This window comes from Pleomorphomonas oryzae DSM 16300 (assembly GCF_000422965.1).
Lineage (GTDB): Bacteria > Pseudomonadota > Alphaproteobacteria > Rhizobiales > Pleomorphomonadaceae > Pleomorphomonas > Pleomorphomonas oryzae.
Genome location: NZ_AUHB01000010.1, coordinates 119,915 through 138,639, shown reverse-complemented (window position 1 = coordinate 138,639; position 18,725 = coordinate 119,915). Strand labels below are relative to the sequence as shown.

At 63.4% G+C, this 18,725-nt stretch carries 16 protein-coding genes; 6 read left to right on the top strand and 10 right to left on the bottom strand.

Going from position 1 to position 18,725, the window contains the following annotated elements:
• Position 1: 1 nt before the first annotated feature.
• From G522_RS0116870 to G522_RS0116860, 3 genes are all read right to left on the bottom strand, one after another.
• Complete coding sequence (locus G522_RS0116870; RefSeq protein WP_026792049.1) at positions 2-814, bottom strand: carbohydrate ABC transporter permease; 813 nt, start codon at positions 812-814, stop codon at positions 2-4.
• A gap of 13 nt (positions 815-827) precedes the next feature.
• Entirely contained in the window at positions 828-1,736 is a 909-nt protein-coding gene (locus tag G522_RS0116865) for a carbohydrate ABC transporter permease (protein ID WP_036839743.1), read from the bottom strand.
• Between the two features lie 115 nt (positions 1,737-1,851).
• Positions 1,852-3,060, bottom strand: a complete 1,209-nt coding sequence (locus G522_RS0116860) for an ABC transporter substrate-binding protein (protein WP_026792047.1) — start codon at positions 3,058-3,060, stop codon at positions 1,852-1,854.
• Between the two features lie 483 nt (positions 3,061-3,543).
• Between G522_RS0116860 and G522_RS0116855 the strand changes: the two genes are divergently transcribed.
• Together G522_RS0116855 and G522_RS0116850 are read left to right on the top strand one after the other, a co-directional pair.
• Positions 3,544-4,572, top strand: a complete 1,029-nt coding sequence (locus tag G522_RS0116855) for a LacI family DNA-binding transcriptional regulator (protein WP_026792046.1) — start codon at positions 3,544-3,546, stop codon at positions 4,570-4,572.
• A 137-nt stretch (positions 4,573-4,709) separates the two neighbouring features.
• Positions 4,710-5,744 (top strand): DUF1176 domain-containing protein, encoded by a 1,035-nt coding sequence (locus G522_RS0116850; RefSeq protein ID WP_026792045.1) that lies wholly within the window; start codon positions 4,710-4,712, stop codon positions 5,742-5,744.
• On the opposite strand, the gene G522_RS0116845 is transcribed toward G522_RS0116850, so the two are convergent.
• On the bottom strand, positions 5,713-6,624 hold the full coding sequence (locus tag G522_RS0116845) for an NADP-dependent oxidoreductase (protein WP_026792044.1): 912 nt from the start codon (positions 6,622-6,624) through the stop codon (positions 5,713-5,715). The genes G522_RS0116850 and G522_RS0116845 overlap by 32 nt on opposite strands.
• Before the next feature lie 275 nt (positions 6,625-6,899).
• Between G522_RS0116845 and G522_RS27330 the strand changes: the two genes are divergently transcribed.
• Positions 6,900-7,508: a glutathione S-transferase family protein gene (locus G522_RS27330; protein ID WP_245586684.1), complete on the top strand. Its 609-nt coding sequence runs from the start codon at positions 6,900-6,902 to the stop codon at positions 7,506-7,508.
• A 68-nt stretch (positions 7,509-7,576) separates the two neighbouring features.
• Here G522_RS27330 and G522_RS0116835 read toward each other — a convergent pair whose 3' ends face one another.
• Positions 7,577-8,185 carry an outer membrane protein gene (locus tag G522_RS0116835; RefSeq protein WP_026792043.1) on the bottom strand — a complete coding sequence of 203 codons (609 nt, stop codon included), beginning with the start codon at positions 8,183-8,185 and terminating at the stop codon, positions 7,577-7,579.
• A gap of 470 nt (positions 8,186-8,655) precedes the next feature.
• Here G522_RS0116835 and proC point away from each other — a divergent pair, with 470 nt between their 5' ends.
• Entirely contained in the window at positions 8,656-9,477 is an 822-nt protein-coding gene (gene proC, locus G522_RS0116830) for a pyrroline-5-carboxylate reductase (RefSeq protein WP_026792042.1), read from the top strand.
• Between the two features lie 3 nt (positions 9,478-9,480).
• Positions 9,481-9,822 carry a tRNA-binding protein gene (locus G522_RS0116825; RefSeq protein ID WP_026792041.1) on the top strand — a complete coding sequence of 114 codons (342 nt, stop codon included), beginning with the start codon at positions 9,481-9,483 and terminating at the stop codon, positions 9,820-9,822.
• Positions 9,823-9,903: 81 nt separating this feature from the next.
• On the opposite strand, the gene G522_RS27325 is transcribed toward G522_RS0116825, so the two are convergent.
• From G522_RS27325 to G522_RS0116810, 3 genes are all read right to left on the bottom strand, one after another.
• Positions 9,904-10,536, bottom strand: coding sequence for a 4'-phosphopantetheinyl transferase family protein (locus G522_RS27325; RefSeq protein WP_026792040.1), 633 nt, complete (start codon positions 10,534-10,536; stop codon positions 9,904-9,906).
• A complete protein-coding gene (locus tag G522_RS27320) occupies positions 10,533-14,573 on the bottom strand; it encodes a Pls/PosA family non-ribosomal peptide synthetase (protein WP_156886970.1) in 4,041 nt (1,346 codons plus the stop codon). The genes G522_RS27325 and G522_RS27320 overlap by 4 nt, the downstream gene beginning before the upstream one ends.
• A gap of 176 nt (positions 14,574-14,749) precedes the next feature.
• On the bottom strand, positions 14,750-15,649 hold the full coding sequence (locus G522_RS0116810; RefSeq protein WP_026792039.1) for a LysR substrate-binding domain-containing protein: 900 nt from the start codon (positions 15,647-15,649) through the stop codon (positions 14,750-14,752).
• 340 nt (positions 15,650-15,989) lie between these two features.
• Between G522_RS0116810 and G522_RS0116805 the strand changes: the two genes are divergently transcribed.
• Complete coding sequence (locus G522_RS0116805) at positions 15,990-16,226, top strand: hypothetical protein (RefSeq protein ID WP_026792038.1); 237 nt, start codon at positions 15,990-15,992, stop codon at positions 16,224-16,226.
• 124 nt (positions 16,227-16,350) lie between these two features.
• Here the strand turns inward: G522_RS0116805 and mmsB are convergent, their stop codons facing one another.
• Both mmsB and G522_RS30525 read right to left on the bottom strand, forming a co-directional pair.
• Positions 16,351-17,547 (bottom strand): multiple monosaccharide ABC transporter permease, encoded by a 1,197-nt coding sequence (mmsB, locus tag G522_RS0116800; protein ID WP_026792037.1) that lies wholly within the window; start codon positions 17,545-17,547, stop codon positions 16,351-16,353.
• Positions 17,547-18,725, bottom strand: a 1,179-nt coding sequence (locus tag G522_RS30525) for a sugar ABC transporter ATP-binding protein (protein ID WP_245586683.1), incomplete at its 5' end; no start/stop codon positions are given. The genes mmsB and G522_RS30525, both read right to left, overlap by 1 nt.

Genomic DNA, 18,725 nt, shown 5'->3' with positions numbered 1-18,725 from the left:
TTCATTTCAGCGCGCCGGAGGTAAGGCCGGTGACGATCTGCCGCTGCAGCAGGATGAAGACGATCAGGATGGGCGCGACATAGATGCCGGCGTAGTTCATCAGGCCCACCCAGTCGGCCGAGTTGGCGCTGAGATAGGTGGCGAGATTGACGGTGGCGGTCTGGAGTTCGCGCGTGGCGATGAATGAGCGCGAGTAGACGTATTCGCCGAAGGACTGCAGGAACACCAGCACCGAGGTGATCAGAATGCCGTTGCGGGCGAGCGGCAGGATGATCAGGAAGAAGGCGCCGAGGTGGGAGTTGCCGTCGACCAGCGCCGCGTCCTTCAGCTCGCGCGGCACCTGGGTGAAGGTGGCGCGGCAGAGCACGATGTAGAAGGCCAGCGTCTTGGCGGCGGTGGCCAGCACCACGGCGGTGCGGGGGTAGTCGAGCAAGCCGACGTGGTTGAAGGCGACGAACAGCGGCGTCACCATCAGCGACGGCGGCAGCACCTGCAGCACGATCACCAGAAACAGCGCGATGTTGGCCTTGGTGCCACGGGCATTGGCCAGCGCATAGGCGGCGCCGGTGCCCAAGAGCATAGTGATGGCGGTGATGCCGCTCGCCACCAGCAGCGAGTTCCAGAGATAGCGGCCGATGTCGTGCTCGGCGAAGACCCGCGACACCTGGACCAGCGGCTCGGAGGGCCAGAGTTCCGGCGGATATTTGAAGATGCTGCCGGAGGTCTTCAGCGCCGTCGCATACATCCAGTAGACCGGGAACAGGTAGATGGCGGCGAACAGCAGGGCGAGCGCCAGGAGCAGGTATCTTTTCATCGTCGCCTCCCGCTCAGAACGACTGTTCGCGCTGCACCGAGCGCACATAGATGACGGCGACGACGATCACCAATGCGATCATCATGGTGGCGACGGTGGCGCCGCCGGAGATCTCATAGGTCTGGAACGACATCTGCCAGGACCAGTATTGCGCGACGTTAGAGGCGTTGGCCGGGCCGCCCTGGGTGAGCGCGGCGACGAGGTCGAACTGCTGCAAGGTGAAGATGACGCCGAGCGCGATCACCGCGCCGAGCGTCGGCCCCATCATCGGCAGGGTGATGGTCAGGAAACGCTGGAATACGTTGGCGCCGTCCATCTCGGCCGCCTCGTAGACGTCGCCGGGGATGCCGGCGAGGCCGACCGACAGCAGGATCATGTTGAAGGGAATGCCGAGCCAGATGTTGGCGATGATCACCGAGTAGAGCGCATAGGCGGGGTCCGACAGCCAGTAGATCTGCCCGTCGATCAGCCCCAGGCTCTGGAGGGCGTAGTTGAGGACTCCGAAGTCGCCGGCGAAGATCCAGCGCCAGACGGCGCCGACCACCAGGGCCGGCAGGATCCAACCGGCCAGGAACAGGCCGCGGACATAGGTGGAGCCCGGAAAATCCTGCAGGAAAAACAAGGCCAGCGCGAAACCGATGGTCAGCTGGAAGGCAATGGACAGCGTCACGAAGATCACGGTGTTCCAGACGATCGGCGCGAATTCGGGCCGATGGAACAGGTCGGTGTAGTTCTGCAAGCCGGCGAAGGGACGGACGAGCGTGCCGAGCGTGAACATGTCGACTTCCTGGAAGGACATGACCACGGTGTAGATGAGGGGAAAGGCCGCGAAGACCAGGAGGTAGAGCACGGCGGCGACGATCAGCGTGCCTTCGAAGCCCTTGCCGTCCCGCAAGTATTTGGCAAAACCCGATTGAAGCATGATCCCGTCGTCCGATGCGGAAGATATCCGTCTGGTCGTGGCGTCCGGGACGATGGGGGATCGCCCCGGACGGAGGCGCCGGGTTGCAGGAGAGGACAACCCGACCGGTTTCAGGTCACTTGATGAGGCCGTCGATAGTGGCCTGGGCGGTGTCGAGGGCAGTCTTGGCGTCGGTCTTGTGCGTCAGGGTGTCCTGGATCGCCGTCTGGATGGCCTTGGAGACCTTCGGCCACACCGGCGACGGACCACGGCCACGGGCGTATTTCATCTGCTCGGCGAACACGGAGTAGGCTTCCGGCCACTTGGGGTCCTTCGGCGTGGCGGTCTGGTCGAGCGGCAGCCAGCCGTACTCGTTCCAGTCACGCGAGCTCTGCGAATAGATGTATTCGAGGAACTTGAAGGCCTCGTCGGGATGAGCCGAGGTCTTGGGAACGGCATAGGCGAGTTCGCCAAGGGCGGAAGCGCGCGGCGCGCCGGCCTTTTCGATCGGCATCAGGGCGACGCGCCAGTCGAACTTCACTTCCTTGGCAAAGCGCGGCAGCTCCCAGCAGCCGGTGACGATCATGCCGATGTTGCCGGCAACGAACTGGCTGCCGAGGTCGGGCTGGTTGAGCACCAGCACTTCCGGCGTTGCCACCTTGTCGTCGACGAGCTTCTGCCAGAATTGCAGCGCCCGCACCGAACCGTCGGTGTTGATGGCGTTGAAGTCGCCACCGGCCGACTGCGCCCAGGGCAGGAACTGGAAGGTGGATTCCTCGGTGGCGACGGCCGAGAAGCCGAAGCCATACTGGCGCTTCTTGGCGTCGGTGAGCTTGGCGGCGGCGGCGGAGATTTCGTCCCAGGTCTGGGGCGGCTTGGTCGGGTCGAGGCCGGCAGCCTTGAACAGGTCGGCGTTATAGTAGAGGCCGAGCGTATTGCCGCCGCGCGGGAAGCCGTAGATCTTGCCTTTCCAGGTCGATTGATTGATCGGGCCGGGATAGAAATTCTTGGCGTCGACCACCTTGGAGGCGGCGATGCGATCGCTGAGGTCGAGCAACACGTCGTGCGAGGCGACCGAGGCGATATCCGGATTGTCGAGCATCAGGAGATCGGGGGCGGTGTTGGTCGACACGGCACGGATGGTGTCGTTGAGAATATTGGCGAAATTGACCAGCTTGATGTCGAGCTTGATGTCCGGGTTCTTGGCCTCGAATTCCTTGGCCATGTTTTCGGTGAAATGAACCGGCTCGTCGAGCGCCCACACTTGCAGCGTCACCGGCGCGGCGATAACGGCGCTTGTGGCGGCTGTCGAGAAGACAAGCCCAAGCAATAGCTTCCTCATCATAGTCGTTTTCCTCCACTTGGCATGCAAAAGCCCGTTGCCGCGCCGTTGAAACAACGCGACATGCTGCGTCATCGCGAATCGTAACGCGATTTGGATGTATAGCCATGCGTAAAGCGTCGCAGCGCTGATTACTCTCTCCGCTCAGTGCTGCTGTAAACGATTGCGAATTTACAATTCATCGAATGTCGAGTCAAATTGTTTTTGGACGAGACGTTCGGATGCTGGTATCAGGAATGCGGGCGAAACGGAGAGGGCTTGTTCCGGCGGAGGGCTTCCGGTGAACGCCTAGTGGAGCGAATTTGACATTTGAGTCCCGCCTGACATCAAGCTCCAGATCAAATGTCAAATTCAAAAGCTCCACTAGAGCCAATGACTTTCTAGTGGTTCTAGTGACTCCGACATTTGCTCCGAGGCTGGTATCAGGCGGATGCAAATGTCGGAGTCGAACCACTAGGACTTGTAGTCTTTGGGCAAAAGGGCGGGATGATCGTGGGCATCAAGGAACTGGCTGACTATCTCAACGTGTCGATCGGCACCGTGTCGCGGGCCCTCAACAACCATCCGCTGGTCAATGCCGAGACGCGCCGCCGGGTGCTGGAGGCGGCCGACGAGCTGGGATACGCGCCCGACCAATCGGGCCGCAGCCTCAGGAAGGGCACCGTCAATTCCATCGCACTGGTGCTTTCCACCGACCGGACGTCGAGCCAGGAAGCGATGATCTTCATGGAGATCAGCCGCAGCATGCAGTCGGTTTTCCGGCGGTTCGAGCTCGACCTGATGATCCACCTGAACGAGCCCGGCCAGGAGCTCAACGACCGCGTCCGTCGCGTCGTCGAGCGCCGGCAGGCGGACGCCATCGTGCTGGTGGAAACGCGCGAGAACGATCCTCGCCTCGACTATCTGACCAAGCGCAAGATCCCGTTCGCCACCTGGGGGCAGAGCCGGTCGGGCGGCCAGCATCCCTGGCTCGATCTCGACTTCGACGGGGCGATGACCACCATTATCGACAGGCTGATGGGGTTCGGTCATCGGCGTATCGCGCTGGTCTCCAAAACGCCCGAGCTGATGTTCGATCAGTTGCTTCAGGCAGCCTACCAGCGCGAGCTCGATGCGCGTGGATTGCCCTTCCGTCTCGTCCTTGAAACCGATGCGGACGAGAAGGGCGGCTACAAGGTGGTGGAGCGGGTGCTGGCCGCGCCCGAGCGCCCGACGGCGGTGGTGTTCTCCGACTCCCGCCCGGCGGCGGGAGCTTGCCTTGCCTTCAGCGAGGCCAGTGTCATTCCCGGCCGTGACATCGCCATCGCCAGCTGTTCGGTGGATACGCCGATGGCCGGTTATCTCACGCCCGGCCTCACCTGTTTCCGGGTCGACCTCAAACGCCTTGGCGAGCGTCTGGCCGAGGCGGTCCTGTCCGGCATGCCGCGCTTTGCCGCGGAATTCGGCGGCAAACCGATCCAGGAGATCTTTCCGCTGCATCTCATTGCGCGGGAAAGCGACGCCTTTCAGGTCTGATCCAGCCGGAAATCGGGTCGCCTTTCGGTTGCTCGACAACTGTGTCATGGTCCCCCACCTAAGAGGAGGAGCGCCTTCCACGCCCGAGCGGCCTTGCCGCTTGCGAGACGATGCGAGGTGAGGCGATCGGGGGAAACATGTCGCGGCGATTGGTTTTCGGAATAACGCTGCTGGCGATCGCCCTCAGCACGGCAGTTGGCGCCGCGGCCGCGGAACCCAAGCGGTTCGGCGCCTTCTCGGTGGTCTGCGACGAGAGCAAGCATTGCGCGGCCAGCGTGCAGGCGGTGAACCCGGACAAGGCCAGCGTCTTCGTGCTGTCGCGGGCGCCGGAGACTCGGGCGCGCTGGACGGTGCTGATCTCGACGCAGGGCGTGCTAGCCGATCGTGACCGACCGGTGGCACTCTCGGTCGATAACGGGGTCGACATCACGCTTCGGCCAGTGTCGGACTATGCGCCCTTCGTCCATCCGTCCGACTATTACCTGGTGTCGCAGACGGCGCTCGACCGGCTGATGCTGGAGGTGCAGCGCGGTCATATGCTGCGCTTCTCCTTCATCGACATCGCTGGCGCGGCGCATTCCGACCGCTTCCCGCTCGATGGCTTGGCATCGGCCCTCAACGAGATCGACGCGCAGCAGAGCGGCATTCCCGGCGACCGCCGAGCCGGGCCGCCGATCGGCCTGCCGGAAGCGCCGGACGTCGACGTCGCCGCCCATCTGGCGGCGGCCGGCGTGCCGCCGCGCCTTCTCGAACTGCATCTCGCCTCGGCCGCCTGCGAGGCGCCCGACGCCACCGATATCGTCGATGCCAAGCCGCTGATCGCACCGCTCAGCCAAACGGCGACACTCTATGCCATTCCCTGCTTCCGCAACGCTTCGGGTCTGGTCTCGCGCCTTTACATGATCGAAAGCGGCGAGATCGGCGGCATGGCGCCGCTGATCTTTGCCGGCTTCTCCGACCGGCTCGGCTGGTATGGCGTCGATGTACTCTCGAGCGTCGCCTATGATCCGGCAAGCCACCGGCTGGAAGCCCAGGGCGCCGACGATCACGGCTGCGCCTTCAAGGCCGATTGGACCTTCACCGACACGGCCTTCAGGCTCGACCATCTGTCGGCCGCCACCAGTTGCGGCGGCACTTCGGCTAGCTGGAAAGACGTCTATCCGGGCAAATGACCAGCTTGCCGGTCACCCGTCCCTCGGCGCTGATCCTGTGCGCCTCGGCGGTCTGTTCCAGCGCAAAGGTCCGGTCGATGTGCAGATGGAAGCGGCCTTCCGAACAGAGCTGGGCCATGCTGGTGAAGATCCGCTCGGGGTTTTTCGGCGGGCCATGAGAGAACTTGGCGCCGTAGGACTCGGCCGAGACATCGGCGACGGAGAGAACGCGCGCAGGGGCGCCAACGATATCGATTAGCTCGGGAATGACCCCAGAACCGGCGATGTCGAGCGCCGCGTCGATGCCCCTCGGCACCAGAGCGGCGACGCGCGCCTTGAGGCCCGGCCCGTAGGTGGTGGGGATGGCGCCGAGGCCGCGGAGATAATCGTGCTTGCCGGCGCTGGCGGTGCCGACCACTGCGATGCCGCGCAACCGCGCCAGCTGGACGACGGCCGAGCCGATACCGCCGGCCGCCCCACTCACCAGCAGCGTCTCGCCGGCCTCAATGCCCACTTCATCGAGCGCTCGCGTTGCCGTGTCGGAGATCACCGGCAGTCCGCCGGCGACCTCGAATGGCACGTTGTCCGGCTTGGTCGCCCAATGAAAGAGAATCGCCTGCTCGGCCGCCGTGTCGGTGCCAAAGCCGAACACGGCGTCGCCGAGGGCAACGCCGGTCACGCCGGGGCCGATCTCATCGACCACGCCTGATGCCTCGACGCCGACCCCGGCCGGAAAGGTCACTTCCTCGAAGAGGCCTTGGCGCCGCTTCCAGTCGGACGGGTTGACGCCCGAGGCACGGACGGCGATGCGGATCTGACCGAGGCCGGCACGCGGCGGCTCGACCTCGGCCACGGTCAGGACCTCAGGGCCGCCATAGCGAGTGAAACGAATGGCTTTCATGGGCTGCTCCGGCGGGCTTGAAGGCGCCTCCGGTCGGCGCGGATTGCGCTATCCGGACGTGAATATATACTCAGTACATATTTCCCTAGTCCGTTCCGTTCGTACGGTCAATGGAAATGTGTACTCAGTATAGAAACAAGGCCGTCTTTGAATCTATCGAGCGCGCGCGATGCTTCGCCGGCCACCCAAGCAAAAAGTCTCCGCCTCGGCTTTTCACCTATCCGCTCTTGCGAAAAAAGCTCGTAGTTTGTGCGCCTTAATAGAAGAGACTCGCTATGGCCGACATGATCCTGCGCACATCTTTGACCTCGCCCTTTGGCCGTAAGCCACGGCTCGCCGCCGCCGTCCTCGGCCTTGCCGACCGGATCGAGGTGGTGCCCGCCGACTTTCTTGACGACACCGACAGCCTCAGGACAGAGAATCCGCTGGGCAAGATCCCGACGCTGGTGCTGGCCGATGGCGCGACGCTCTACGACAGCCGCGTCATTCTCGAGTATTTCGATTATCTCGCCGGCGGCAACCGCATCATTCCGGTCGAGCCGGTGGCGCGCTTTGCCGCGCTCAAGCTGCAGGCGATCGGCGACGGCATTCTCGACGCCGGCGTTCTCCGGCGGCTTGAGACGATGTTCCGTGACGAGCCGCTCTACTCGGACCGCTGGCTCGCCCATCAGTGTGGCAAGATGAACCGAGCGCTCGACGTGCTGGAGGAGGAGCCGCCCTCGGAGGTCGACATTCTCGTCGGCGAGATCGCCGTCGCTTGCGGCCTCGGCTTCATCGATTTCCGCCTTGGCGATGACTGGCGCGCCAGCCGGCCGCGCCTTGCCGGCTGGTTCGCGCGCTTCGGCGAGCGTTGTCCCGGCTTTGCCGAGACCGTGCCGCACTGAGATGCCGACATGAAAAAGGCCCCGGAAGCCGAAGCTGCCGGGGCCTTGTCTTATCGATCTACGGGAGATCAGAACTTGTAAGCGACGCCAAGCTTGACGGCATTGCCGTTGAGGTCGCTGTCGCCGCCGGCCGAACCGTAGTTACGGCTGTTGGTGCCGGTGTAGAGGTACTCGGCACGAGCCGTGATGTTGCTGGTCAGAGCGGCTTCGACACCGGCGCCGACCTGATAGCCGTAGTGCGTACGGGTGTTGTCGGAGCCGTTGTTCTTCATCTCGCCCTGGCCAACCAGGCCACCGGCCGTGCCGTAGACCAGGATGTTGTCGAAGGCGTAGCCGGCGCGGCCACGGATGGCGCCCGTCCAGGTGGCGAGCGGGTCGGCGCCGCCGTAAGCGACTTCGCCTTCACCGCCGACGACGATGTTGTTCTGGATCTGGTAGTTGTAGCCAGCGAACACACCGCCGACGACCGCGTCATGGTTCTTGCCGACCGACGAGGCCTTGCTGGCCCAGTCGTAGCCGACGTCGGCACCGACATAGGCACCAGTCCAGTCGAAGGCGGTGGAAACCGGCGCGACATAGGGAGCAGCCGGGACCGGCTCGTTAAGGTCGGCGGCGAAAACGGGGGCCGACAGGAGAAGGGCCGAACCGGCGACGGCGCCAAGAAGCAGCTTGCTCATTTATTCACTCCTTACACATCTGGTGCGGTGACATTGGGAGCTGTCCCCGCACACCTTGCATCTGGCCGTAAGCAATCACTGCCCGGCTGTTCGATGAGTGGAAGATGATGGCCAAATGAGGCGGTGTCGATGCGAGAATTTGACGAAATCTGGGCAAGATGACGGCGCATTCTGGCTGATGTATTGATGCAACAGTATGGTTATTGATCTGAAACGGTGCAGCAATCAAAATTTAATACAAATGAATATTATCACATTTGCGCGATTAAGGAACATATTTGATTAACCATAAATGGGGCGCAGAGAGCCGCAAGGCATGAGGAATTTTGCGGATGGACCGAATCGGCACGTCTACGAATCGCTGCCGAAGGCATGCGCGGCTTTTCTGACCGGTCGTTTTGTGGCAGACCGGAAGCAACCGGAACAATGGCCAGCGTATGCGTGAGGCCGGGCCGGTCGGGGAGATCACCATGCCGTTTTCGGATATCGGATCGCTTGTGCTCGTTGGAGCCGGCAAGATGGGCGGAGCCATGCTGCATGGCTGGCTGAAGAAGGGAATGAACCCCAAGGCGGTGTCCATCGTCGATCCGCACATCGGCTCGGAAGCTTTCTCGATGCTGATCGAATATTCGGTCACCCATTATAAGGACGCCGCCGACATTACCGATCCCGCCGACGTGGTGGTGCTGGCCGTCAAGCCGCAGCAGATGGGCGAGGCGCTGCCGGCGCTGAAGCGCGTGGTCGGGCCGTCGACACTGGTGGTGTCGATCGCCGCTGGCACGACGCTGGCCACTCTCGCGGCGGCGCTCGGCGACGGGCCGATCATCCGCGTCATGCCGAACACGCCGGCGCAGGTGGGGCAGGGCATGTCGGTAGCCGTCGGCAATGCCGCCGTCACCGAGGCGCATCGGCGCGCCGTCTCCGGTCTGCTCAATGCCGTCGGCAAGTCGGCCTGGATCCGCGACGAGGCGCTGATCGACGCGGTGACCGGCCTGTCGGGAAGCGGGCCGGCCTATGTGTTCCTGCTGGTCGAGGCGATGGCCGCCGCCGGCGAGAAGGCGGGCCTTGCACCCGACCTTGCCATGCTGCTGGCCCGCCAGACCATCGTCGGTGCCGGCGCGCTCCTGGCCGGCGTGCCGACCGATGCCGGAACGCTGCGCAAGAACGTCACCTCGCCGGGCGGCACCACCGCCGCGGCGCTGGCGGTATTGATGGGCGAGCAGGGCTGGCAGCCGCTGATCGACGCGGCGGTTGCCGCCGCCGCCCATCGGTCGCGCGAGCTGGCGGGCTGAGGCATGAGCGAGCCGATCGGTTACGACGACTTCCTGAAAGTCGACGTCCGCGTTGGCCGCATCATTGCGGCCGAGGTGTTCAAGGAGGCGCGTCGGCCGGCCTACAAGCTTCGCATCGATTTCGGACCGGAGATCGGCGAACGTCGGTCTTCGGCCCAGATCACCGAAAACTACGAGGTGGAAGACCTCGTCGGACGGCTGGTGCTCGCCGTCGTCAACTTCCCGCCCAAGCAGATCGGGCCGATGCGCTCGGAAGTGTTGACGCTGGGCGTGCCGGATTCCAACGACCAGGTGGTGCTGGTGGCGCCCGACAAGGACGCGGTGGTCGGCGGACGGCTCTATTAGGCCGTCGCCGGGAATGCTCTAGCTCTTTTGTTTCACCGCAATTTCGGACGCAAAACCGGTTCCCACTTTTGCTGAAATTGCTCAGGTCGCCACGGCCAGCACGACAATACGGGGGAAGAGGCTGTGGGATAGCCGTATCCTGCGGCCGTTCGCGGTGACAGCTTCGCACCGCGCTAGATCGACGGTAATGTGTTCGTAGCCAAGGACTTCCCCGTCGAGTGGATAGGTGGCCTTGTAGACCGCCTCCTTCGCGCTGAAGAGAAGGCGCGTCGCGAGGCGTGGGGCGATACCCGCAAGAACGTCGCCAGGAATCGCGACAAGGCTGGCAACGTCGTCCGGTAGCGGTTCGGCGGGCTCGGTGTCGATGCCGAGCGAGAGAGTATCGGCACGCCTAGCAATGGCAGCGACCGCCATCTCCTCATCATGGGCGATCGAGCCGACGAAACCCGACGGCCAGAGTGGCGCTCCCGCACTGGAACGCCCGATGGGAACCGCCTCTATACCTTCGAGCGCCAGCAAGTGACGCGCGAGCGCGCGGGCCGTGCCGCTCGCGCGTCGGGCTGCGGGGTGGCGAGCGGGAATAGCGGCAGCCTCTTCGGGCAGGAGCAAGGCTTCGTCGCCGTCGCGGATTATACGACAGCCGACCCGGATGCCCGGCAGGGCAAGCCGTCCCATCTCTGCCCGTAGCGCGGTTTCATCCGCCTTGTCGTTCATTCGTCCACGATCGGCTTGACGAAGCCGTGAAGTTTGGCGGGATTCCCGCGCCAGATTGAGTTTGGCTCTAGGCTCTCGCCCTTCATCACGAAGCAGTCGACATCGGCGATCGAACCGTCGCCCATGGTGACCCCGTAGTGAACGAAGGCGGTGGGGCTGAGCGTGCAGCCATTACCGATCCGGATATAATCCGACTTGAAGACGCCTTCCTCCAGCGAGTGCGCCTGAAGGACACATCCCTCGTTAAGCGTCGCATCGTCGCCGATCTCCACCAGCGACCGCTCCGTGAGATTGGCTCCGCCGTCGTAGACGCGCTTGCCGACCTTCGTTCCGAGCGCCCGTAGGAGCATGGGGCGGAATGGGGTGCCGGCAAAGAGTTGCAGGACGAATGAATCCGACAGCTTCCAGTGACGCTCGTGACACCAGAAGGCAACGTCGTAGATGGTGTCCGTGCGCGGTTGCAGCCTGCGGAAGCCCATGCTCGCCCATTCGACAAAAATGTGGATGGGGATGACGATGGCCGCCGTCAGAACGAAGGCAACGAACAGCGCCACCTCCGCCCATTCCGTGTAGTAGTTCAGCGCCCGATCCCAGATCGCCAGCGTGACGAACAGCATCATCCATTGCACCGCAACGAACATCAGCGCGGTGACAAGGTTGTGCCGGTTCTTGTGCGGCAGGCGGGCGCGGCGGTCGTCTTCGCTGACACCCTGGATGAGTTCCCTGTCCCGCTTGACCATGCGTGGGATCTCGAAGGATGGGGAACCGAGCAGACCGGTATTCGCGCGCAGAGGTCCGTCGATCGGCACCATCGTCTTGGTGCCCAGAAGCACGTTGTCTCCAGTCCGGCCATCCGGCGGATAGTAGATGTTGTTGCCGAAGTAATTGCGCTCGCCGACCTTGGTGTGCTCCAGCCTGAAGGCGGAAGCCGACTTGTGGGCGTTGATCATGTAAAGGCCGTCCGACACCATGGTGCCGGAACCGATCTCGCAAAACAGCGGGTTGTCCTGCTGCTGGTTGCTGCCGAAGTTCGAGCCGGTCTGCACCACCTTGTTCAGCTTCCAACCAAGCGCCCGGATGTAGCGGACGATGGCGGAACTGTCGCCGAATATCAGGTTGAGCAGGCGCGCGTTGGTCGAGACCTCGATGATGGATTGCAGCCAGAAATGAAAGCCATAGAGCTGGTAGGTGCGGTTGGGTTTCAGCACGAGACTGAACAGGCGCGGCAGCACGAGGGCAGCAAAGAGCAGGCCGAGGATGATCCCGAGCAGCGTGACGGTCGTGCCGATGGCGACGATACCGATTGTCTCCTGATAGTCGTCACTGACGTTCGTCCAGAAGCTGTGGAACCACAGCGGAAGCGGCGTCACGACAACGAAAAGGGTAACGAGCTGCACCGCCTCGTAGAGGATGCGTCGCAGTTTGGGGAGCGTGACCACTGGCACCTTGCAGTAGTCGGCCGTGGTCTCGCTGGCCGGCGAACCGTGCCAGTGCGCATCATTGGGAATATGCTGCCCACGCTGCAGCGAGGAGGCATGGCCGAGTTGGGCGCGGTCGCCGATCGAGGTATCGATGTCGACCATGCTGCCGATGCCGACAAAGGCGCCGCGGCCGATGGAAATCGGGCCGGTATGGATATAGCCGGCCTGGGCGCGATAGCCGAGTATCGTCGATTCCTTGCGTAGGATCGTGTTCGCGCCAATGGAAATGAGATCGGTACAGACCGGAATCGCCCGGCATTCGATGGTCGTGCTGCGACCGAGTCGCGCGCCGAGCAGGCGCAGGTAAAGGCTGTAGAGCGGGCTGCCACGAAAGAGGACGACCGGGGCGGTACGGATCAGTGTCTTGACCAGCCAGAAGCGGTAGTAGCGTGGCCCCCAGATTGGAAAGCTTTCCGCCTTCCAGCGACCGATCAACAGCCACTTCACGGCGATGGCGAAGCCGGACATACCGAAGAACACGGCGGCGGAAAGGAGTGCGCAGCGCAGGTAGAGCTGAAACGGGTCGTCGAGCATGTCGTAGACCCAGTCGAGACCGTAGTTCAGCAGCCAGAGGTCGAGGTAGCTGTAAAGGCCGAAGAAGGCGAGCTGCGCGGCTCCGCAGGCCCAGTAGGCGAAGTTCGATGCGCGGTGCGTGAGGCAGACTTCCTCGGCTGCCGCAGACACTTCTTCCGGTCCACGAAGGTGGCGGGCCAGGTCGGCCACCGTCGGATGCAGATAGATGTCGCGCATGGAGGTGGTCGCCCACTCCTTGCGTGCGCGCAGCCGGGCGCAGAAGCGGGCCATCAGCAGCGAATTGGCACCGAGGTCGTTGAAGAAATGATCCTCGACGTAGATGTCGTCCATCTTCAGCACGTCGCGCAGCGCCTCCGTCAGGAAGCGTTCGTCATCCGTTGAAGGCAGGATTTCCTTGCGCTCGGTGGTTAGCCGCAGGCTGGTGGGCTTCGGCAGCCGGCGGGTATCCACCTTGTCCGATACGGTCATCGGCAGAGCCGCCAACTCCTCCAGGAAGGAGGGCACCATGTAGTCGGGCAGGCGGCGGCGCAACTCGTTGACGAGGTCGCCGCGGGCAATGGGAGCCATGCCGGACTTCACGGCATAATAGCCCACCAGCTCGATGCGATCGGGCTCGATTTTCCAGGTTGTGACTGCAGCCTGCGCTATGCTTGGCTGGTCCAACAAGGCAGCCTCGATTTCGCCCAGCTCAATGCGGTAGCCGCGGATCTTGACCTGCGTGTCGATGCGGCCGTGGTACTCGATCTCGCCGTCGGCATTGATGCGCCCAAGATCGCCCGTGCGGTAGATGCGCTGCGAGGGATTGTTCGGCAGGCCGATGAAGTCCTGAATGAACTTCTGGGCCGTCAGGTCCGGACGGTTGAGATAGCCGATCGCAACGCCGATGCCGGCGATGCCGATTTCGCCAAGCTCGCCCGGCGCCGTGAGCTGCGGCGACTCGGCATCGAGAATGACGATGGAATAGGTCGGAAGCGGTGCGCCAATGGTCACCGGACGCTCGGGCGTCAGGTAACACATGGTGGCCGTCACAGTTGCCTCGGTCGGGCCGTAGGTATTGAGGATCTGGCGACCGGGTCGCGACCAGCGCGTCACGAGGTTGTGCGGGCAGGCCTCGCCGCCAACCAGGATGGCGCGAAGGCTTGGCACGTCGCTCTCGATCGAGGAGAGGAGCGTCGGCGAGCAGGCCATGCAGGTGATGGCGTTGGCGCGAAGGAAGTCTGCGAGCTCTTCGCCAATCAGCGTCATGCGGCCCGGCGCGGGAACGACGGTTGCACCGGCGACGAACGGCACCCAGATTTCCTCAGTAGAGAAGTCGAAGGCGACGGTCATGCCCTGATAGATGCGGTCATCGGGCCGGTAGCCGTAGGCATCGGCGGCGACGCGGACGAAGTTGCATATGCTCTGGTGGCTTACGGCTACACCCTTGGGCCGCCCCGTCGTGCCGGACGTGTAGAGAATGTAGCAGATCTCGTCGTCAGACCCGGCGACCTCGAGCGGGGTATCGGGGTAACCGGCGGCTTCCGGACTATCGGCCGCGATCACCAGATGGGGAACGGAAAGCCCGGCGGCGCGTGCCGCATGGTCGGCAATGGTGACGACGAGGCTGACGCCGGCGTCCTCGATGATGAGCGACATGCGCTCCTCGGGGAAGGCCAGGGCAAGCGGCACGTAGGCTGCCCCCGCCTTCATCACGGCGAGGATGGCGATATAGGTCTCGGCGGAGCGGTCGAGCAACAGAGCGACGCGATCGCCGGGCTTGACGCCGCGATCGGCGAGCAGACGCGCGAAGCGGTTCGCTGCGGCGTCCATCTCGCGATAGGTCCAGACGCGGCCGTTGTCGATGACGGCCGTCGCGGCATCGTAGGTATCGGCGAGCCCCTCGAAGACGCGGGATAGACGTTCTCCCGGCTGGCCGGCGCGTGGCGAGTCAGGGCCGCAAAGAATCTGCGGCTTCGCGCCGCTCTCCGTCCCCTCCACGATGTGCTGATTGAGGCTGAGCAAATAAACTTCTGCGTCGTTCATACCCAAATCCTGCATGTGCCGTGGCCGGCAAAGCGACGTCCAACAGTGACACAATCTTGTCGGCGCCGGGCATCCGAATCGTTCGACGGGCGTTTCAGCCGGTGCTGTCGTGCAGGCGCCCTACGCGTAGTTCTGCGAAAAGGAAAGTGCATTTTAGGTGGGGGAGCCAAGAAGTACTAGCGTCCCTCGTTCATCTCCTCGACCTGGGCGTAGAGCCATTCGACGAAGCGCGTGACTTCCGGCTTCGGCCGCAGGCGGTCGCGGCGGACGAGATAGAAGTTGTCGACGCCGGGGGCGATGATGCGGAAGGGCGCCACCAGGCGGCCGAGGCCGAGATCGTCGTTGATCATGGAGAGGTCGGCCATGGCAAAGCCGCGCCCCGCCTCGGCGGCGCGCAGCGCGGTGTCCATGGTGTCGAAGGTCTCGCCGTGCTCGACGTCCACTTCGTCATCGCCGAAGGCGCGGGCCACCCAGCGCTGCCAGTCGGCCATACCGGAGCAGTGCAGGATCTGGCCGCGGCGCAACTGCTCCAGCGGTTCCAGGTGGGCGACCGTCTGGTAATAGGCGGGCGAGCAGACGGGCGTCAGCCGCTCCATCAGGAAAGGCACCAGTTCCTCCGGCTGCCACTGGCGCGACTCGTAGAGAATGCCGACGTCGTTCTCGACGTCGCTGGGGTCCATGTTCTCCCATAGGACGGATACGCGCACCGTCAGGTCGGGGTTGGCCGTCTCGAAGCTTCTGAGGCGCGGCAGCAGCCAGCGGGCGCCGAAGGTGGGTGGTGTGCGGACGCGGACGACGCCGGGGCGGGCGCGGATATGCTCGACGCCGCGCCGGATCGCCTCGAAGGCGGTGCCGAGCGACAGCGCCAGCTGTTCGCCCTCCGGCGACAGGCGCACGCCGCGATGGACGCGGCGGAACAGCTCGACGCGCAGATCGTCCTCCAGCGCCCTGATCTGTCGGCTGACGGCGCTCTCGGTGACGTTGAGCTCCTCGGCGGCGCGGTTGAGCGCGCCGAGGCGGGCGACGCTTTCGAAAGCCTTGAGGGCGTTGAGGCTGGGCAGGCGATGGACGGCCACGCTGGGCGCTCCCGCAAAATGAGGTCCGGTTGATTTTCATGCACGGCATGGCGCCGCGGAGTCTTGTGGAAGGCACCTTTCGACCAAGGTATCAGCGGTGCTTTACCATCCCGCAAATCCCGTAGATTTAAAGGCGAAAAGGTCAGTTTTGTCAGAAATATGACGGCTTTCCACGCAGTTTCCCTTAGGGTGTGCCGGCCGTGGCGCGGTCGATCGGATGTCCTTGGTAAGCATTTGTTTACGGTTGAGTTTTTGGAACGTCAAGTGGGCAAAAAAGGCGTTTGAAGGGGCGGGTCGGCATCGGCATATAGAGCTCAAGCGAACAGTACGGAGTTCAATCATGATCAACTCGATGTCCCTCCGTCAGTGGGCCGGTAGCACTTTCAATATCGGTCAGCTCTATCGGCAGTGGCGCAAGCGCAGCCTGCTTCGGCATGACCTGCAGCGGCTGGTCGAAGACCCGTATCTGCTCGATGATGTCGGCTTCTGCCGCGAGACCGCCGAGCGGGAACTCGACCGTTCGGTCTGGGAGCCGGTGGCCAATCTGCGCATGCCGCCGCATCAGCGCGCCGCCTGACGGACTAAAACGCAAGCGAATTGAAACGCCCTGGCACCCGGTGCCGGGGCGTTTTTGCATGAAAAAGCGGAGCCTTTCGGCCCCGCTGAGGTTGCTGGAGGATCGGGGCTGGAGGCGTGAGGTATCACCCCTTGTTTTTATTGTAGAGGTCGAAGACGACAGCGGCGAGCAGGACGGCACCCTTGACCATCTGCTGGAAGTCGATGCCGAGGCCCATGATCGACATGCCGTTGTTCAGCACGCCCATGATGAAGGCGCCGACCACCGCGCCGGTCACCCGGCCGACGCCGCCGGTGGTCGAGGCGCCGCCGATATAGCAGGCGGCGATGCAGTCCATCTCGAAACCGGTGCCGGCCTTGGGCGTCGACGAATTGAGTCGGGCGGCGACGATCAGACCGGCAAAGGCCGCCATGACGCCCATGTTGATGAACGTATAGAAGGAATAGCGGTTGGTGTTGATACCGGAGAGCCGCGTCGCCTTCTCGTTGCCGCCGAGCGCGTAGATGGAACGACCGATGGTGGTGCGTGTCGTCAGGAAATAATAGGCACCGACCATGGCGCCCATGATGATGAGGATGTTGGGAATGCCTTTGTAGACCGCCAACTGGTAGCCGAAGAACAGCATGATCGCCGCGACGACGGTTGTCTGCACCAGGAAGACCGGCATCGGCAGAACGTCCTCGCCATGCGCTTCGTCGTTCTTGCGGCCCAGGATCGATCCGCGAACGAAGGCGGCCACCAGCAACAGGGTGAGAATCACTGCAGTCGAGTCGAAGCCGCCGACGTTGGCGAGACTGGGCAGGAAGCCGGTGGAGAGCTTGGTGAATTCGGCCGGGAAGGGGCTGATGTTGATGCCGCCGAGAATCCAGAATGTGACGCCGCGGAACATCAGCATGCCGGCCAGGGTGACGATGAAGGCCGGAATGTGGTGGTAGGCCACCCAATAGCCCTGCGCCGCGCCAATGGCGCCGCCGGCGATCAGGCAGATGAGGCAGGCGACCCAGGGATTGATCTGGAGGCGGATCATCAGGATGGCGGCCAGCGCGCCGATGACGCCGACGATCGAGCCGACGGAGAGGTCGATATGGCCGGCAATGATCACCAGCAACATGCCGAGCGCCATGATGACGACGAAGGAGTTCTGCAGCACCAGATTGGTCAGGTTGACCGGCATGAACAGTACGCCGCCGGTGATGACCTGGAAGAACACCATCACCGCGATCAGCGCGATGAGCATGCCGTAATCCTTGGCGTTGCGCCGGAGTACGGACATGAGTGACCCGTCAGTTCCTTCCGCCACGGGCGGATTTACGCTGGACATCAAACCTTCTCCCCCGAGCGCATGATGGCGCCCATGATGTTTTCCTGGCTGGCCTCGGCGACGGGCATTTCGGCGACGATCGCACCTTCGTTCATGACGTAGATGCGGTCGCAGGTTCCGAGCAGTTCCGGCATTTCCGAGGAGATGAAGATGACCGCCTTGCCGGCGGCGACGAGGTCGTTGACGATGGTGTAGATCTCGTATTTGGCGCCGACGTCGATGCCGCGCGTCGGCTCGTCGAGGATCAAGACGTCCGGGTTGGCAAACAGCCACTTGGCCAGGACGACCTTCTGCTGGTTGCCACCGGAGAGGTTGACGACATCCTGATAGATGCTGGGCGTGCGGATGCGGAGCTTCTGGCGATATTCGTTGGCCGCCTTGCGCTCGGTGTGCTCGTCGATGACGAAGTTCTTCGAGATGCCCTTGTGGTTGGCCAGCGTGGTGTTGTGCATCACGTTGTTGATCAGGACGAGGCCGAGCTGCTTGCGGTCCTCGGTGACGTAGGCAAGGCCCGACTTGATCGCCCGCTCGACGTTGGAGACGTCGGCCGGCTTGCCGTTGATCAGCACCTCGCCGGAGATCTTCTGGCCGTAGGAGTGGCCGAACACGCTCATGGCAAACTCGGTACGGCCGGCGCCCATCAGGCCGGCGATGCCCACCACCTCACCGCGCTTGACGTTGAGGTTGATGCCGTTGGAGATCTTCCGGTCGGAATGGATCGGGTGATAGGCCGTCCAGTTACGCACCTCGAAGATGGTCTCGCCGATCTTCGGCACGCGCTTGGGAAAGCGGTCGCTGAGTTCACGTCCCACCATGCCGCGGATGATGCGCGCCTCGGAGATTGTCTCGGCATGGCAGTCGAGCGTCTCGACGGTGGCGCCGTCGCGCAAGACGGTGATCTTGTCGGCGACGCGCGAGATCTCGTTGAGCTTGTGCGAGATGATGATCGAGGTGAGGCCCTGCTTCTTGAACTCCAGGAGGAGATCGAGAAGGGCGTTGGAGTCGCTCTCGTTGAGCGAGGCGGTCGGCTCGTCAAGGATCAGGAGCTTGACCTTCTTGGACAGCGCCTTGGCGATCTCGACGAGCTGCTGCTTGCCGACGCCGATGTTGGTGATCAGCGTCGAGGGGTTTTCCTTGAGGCCGACCTTGGCCAGAAGCTCTGTGGTGCGACGCGTCGC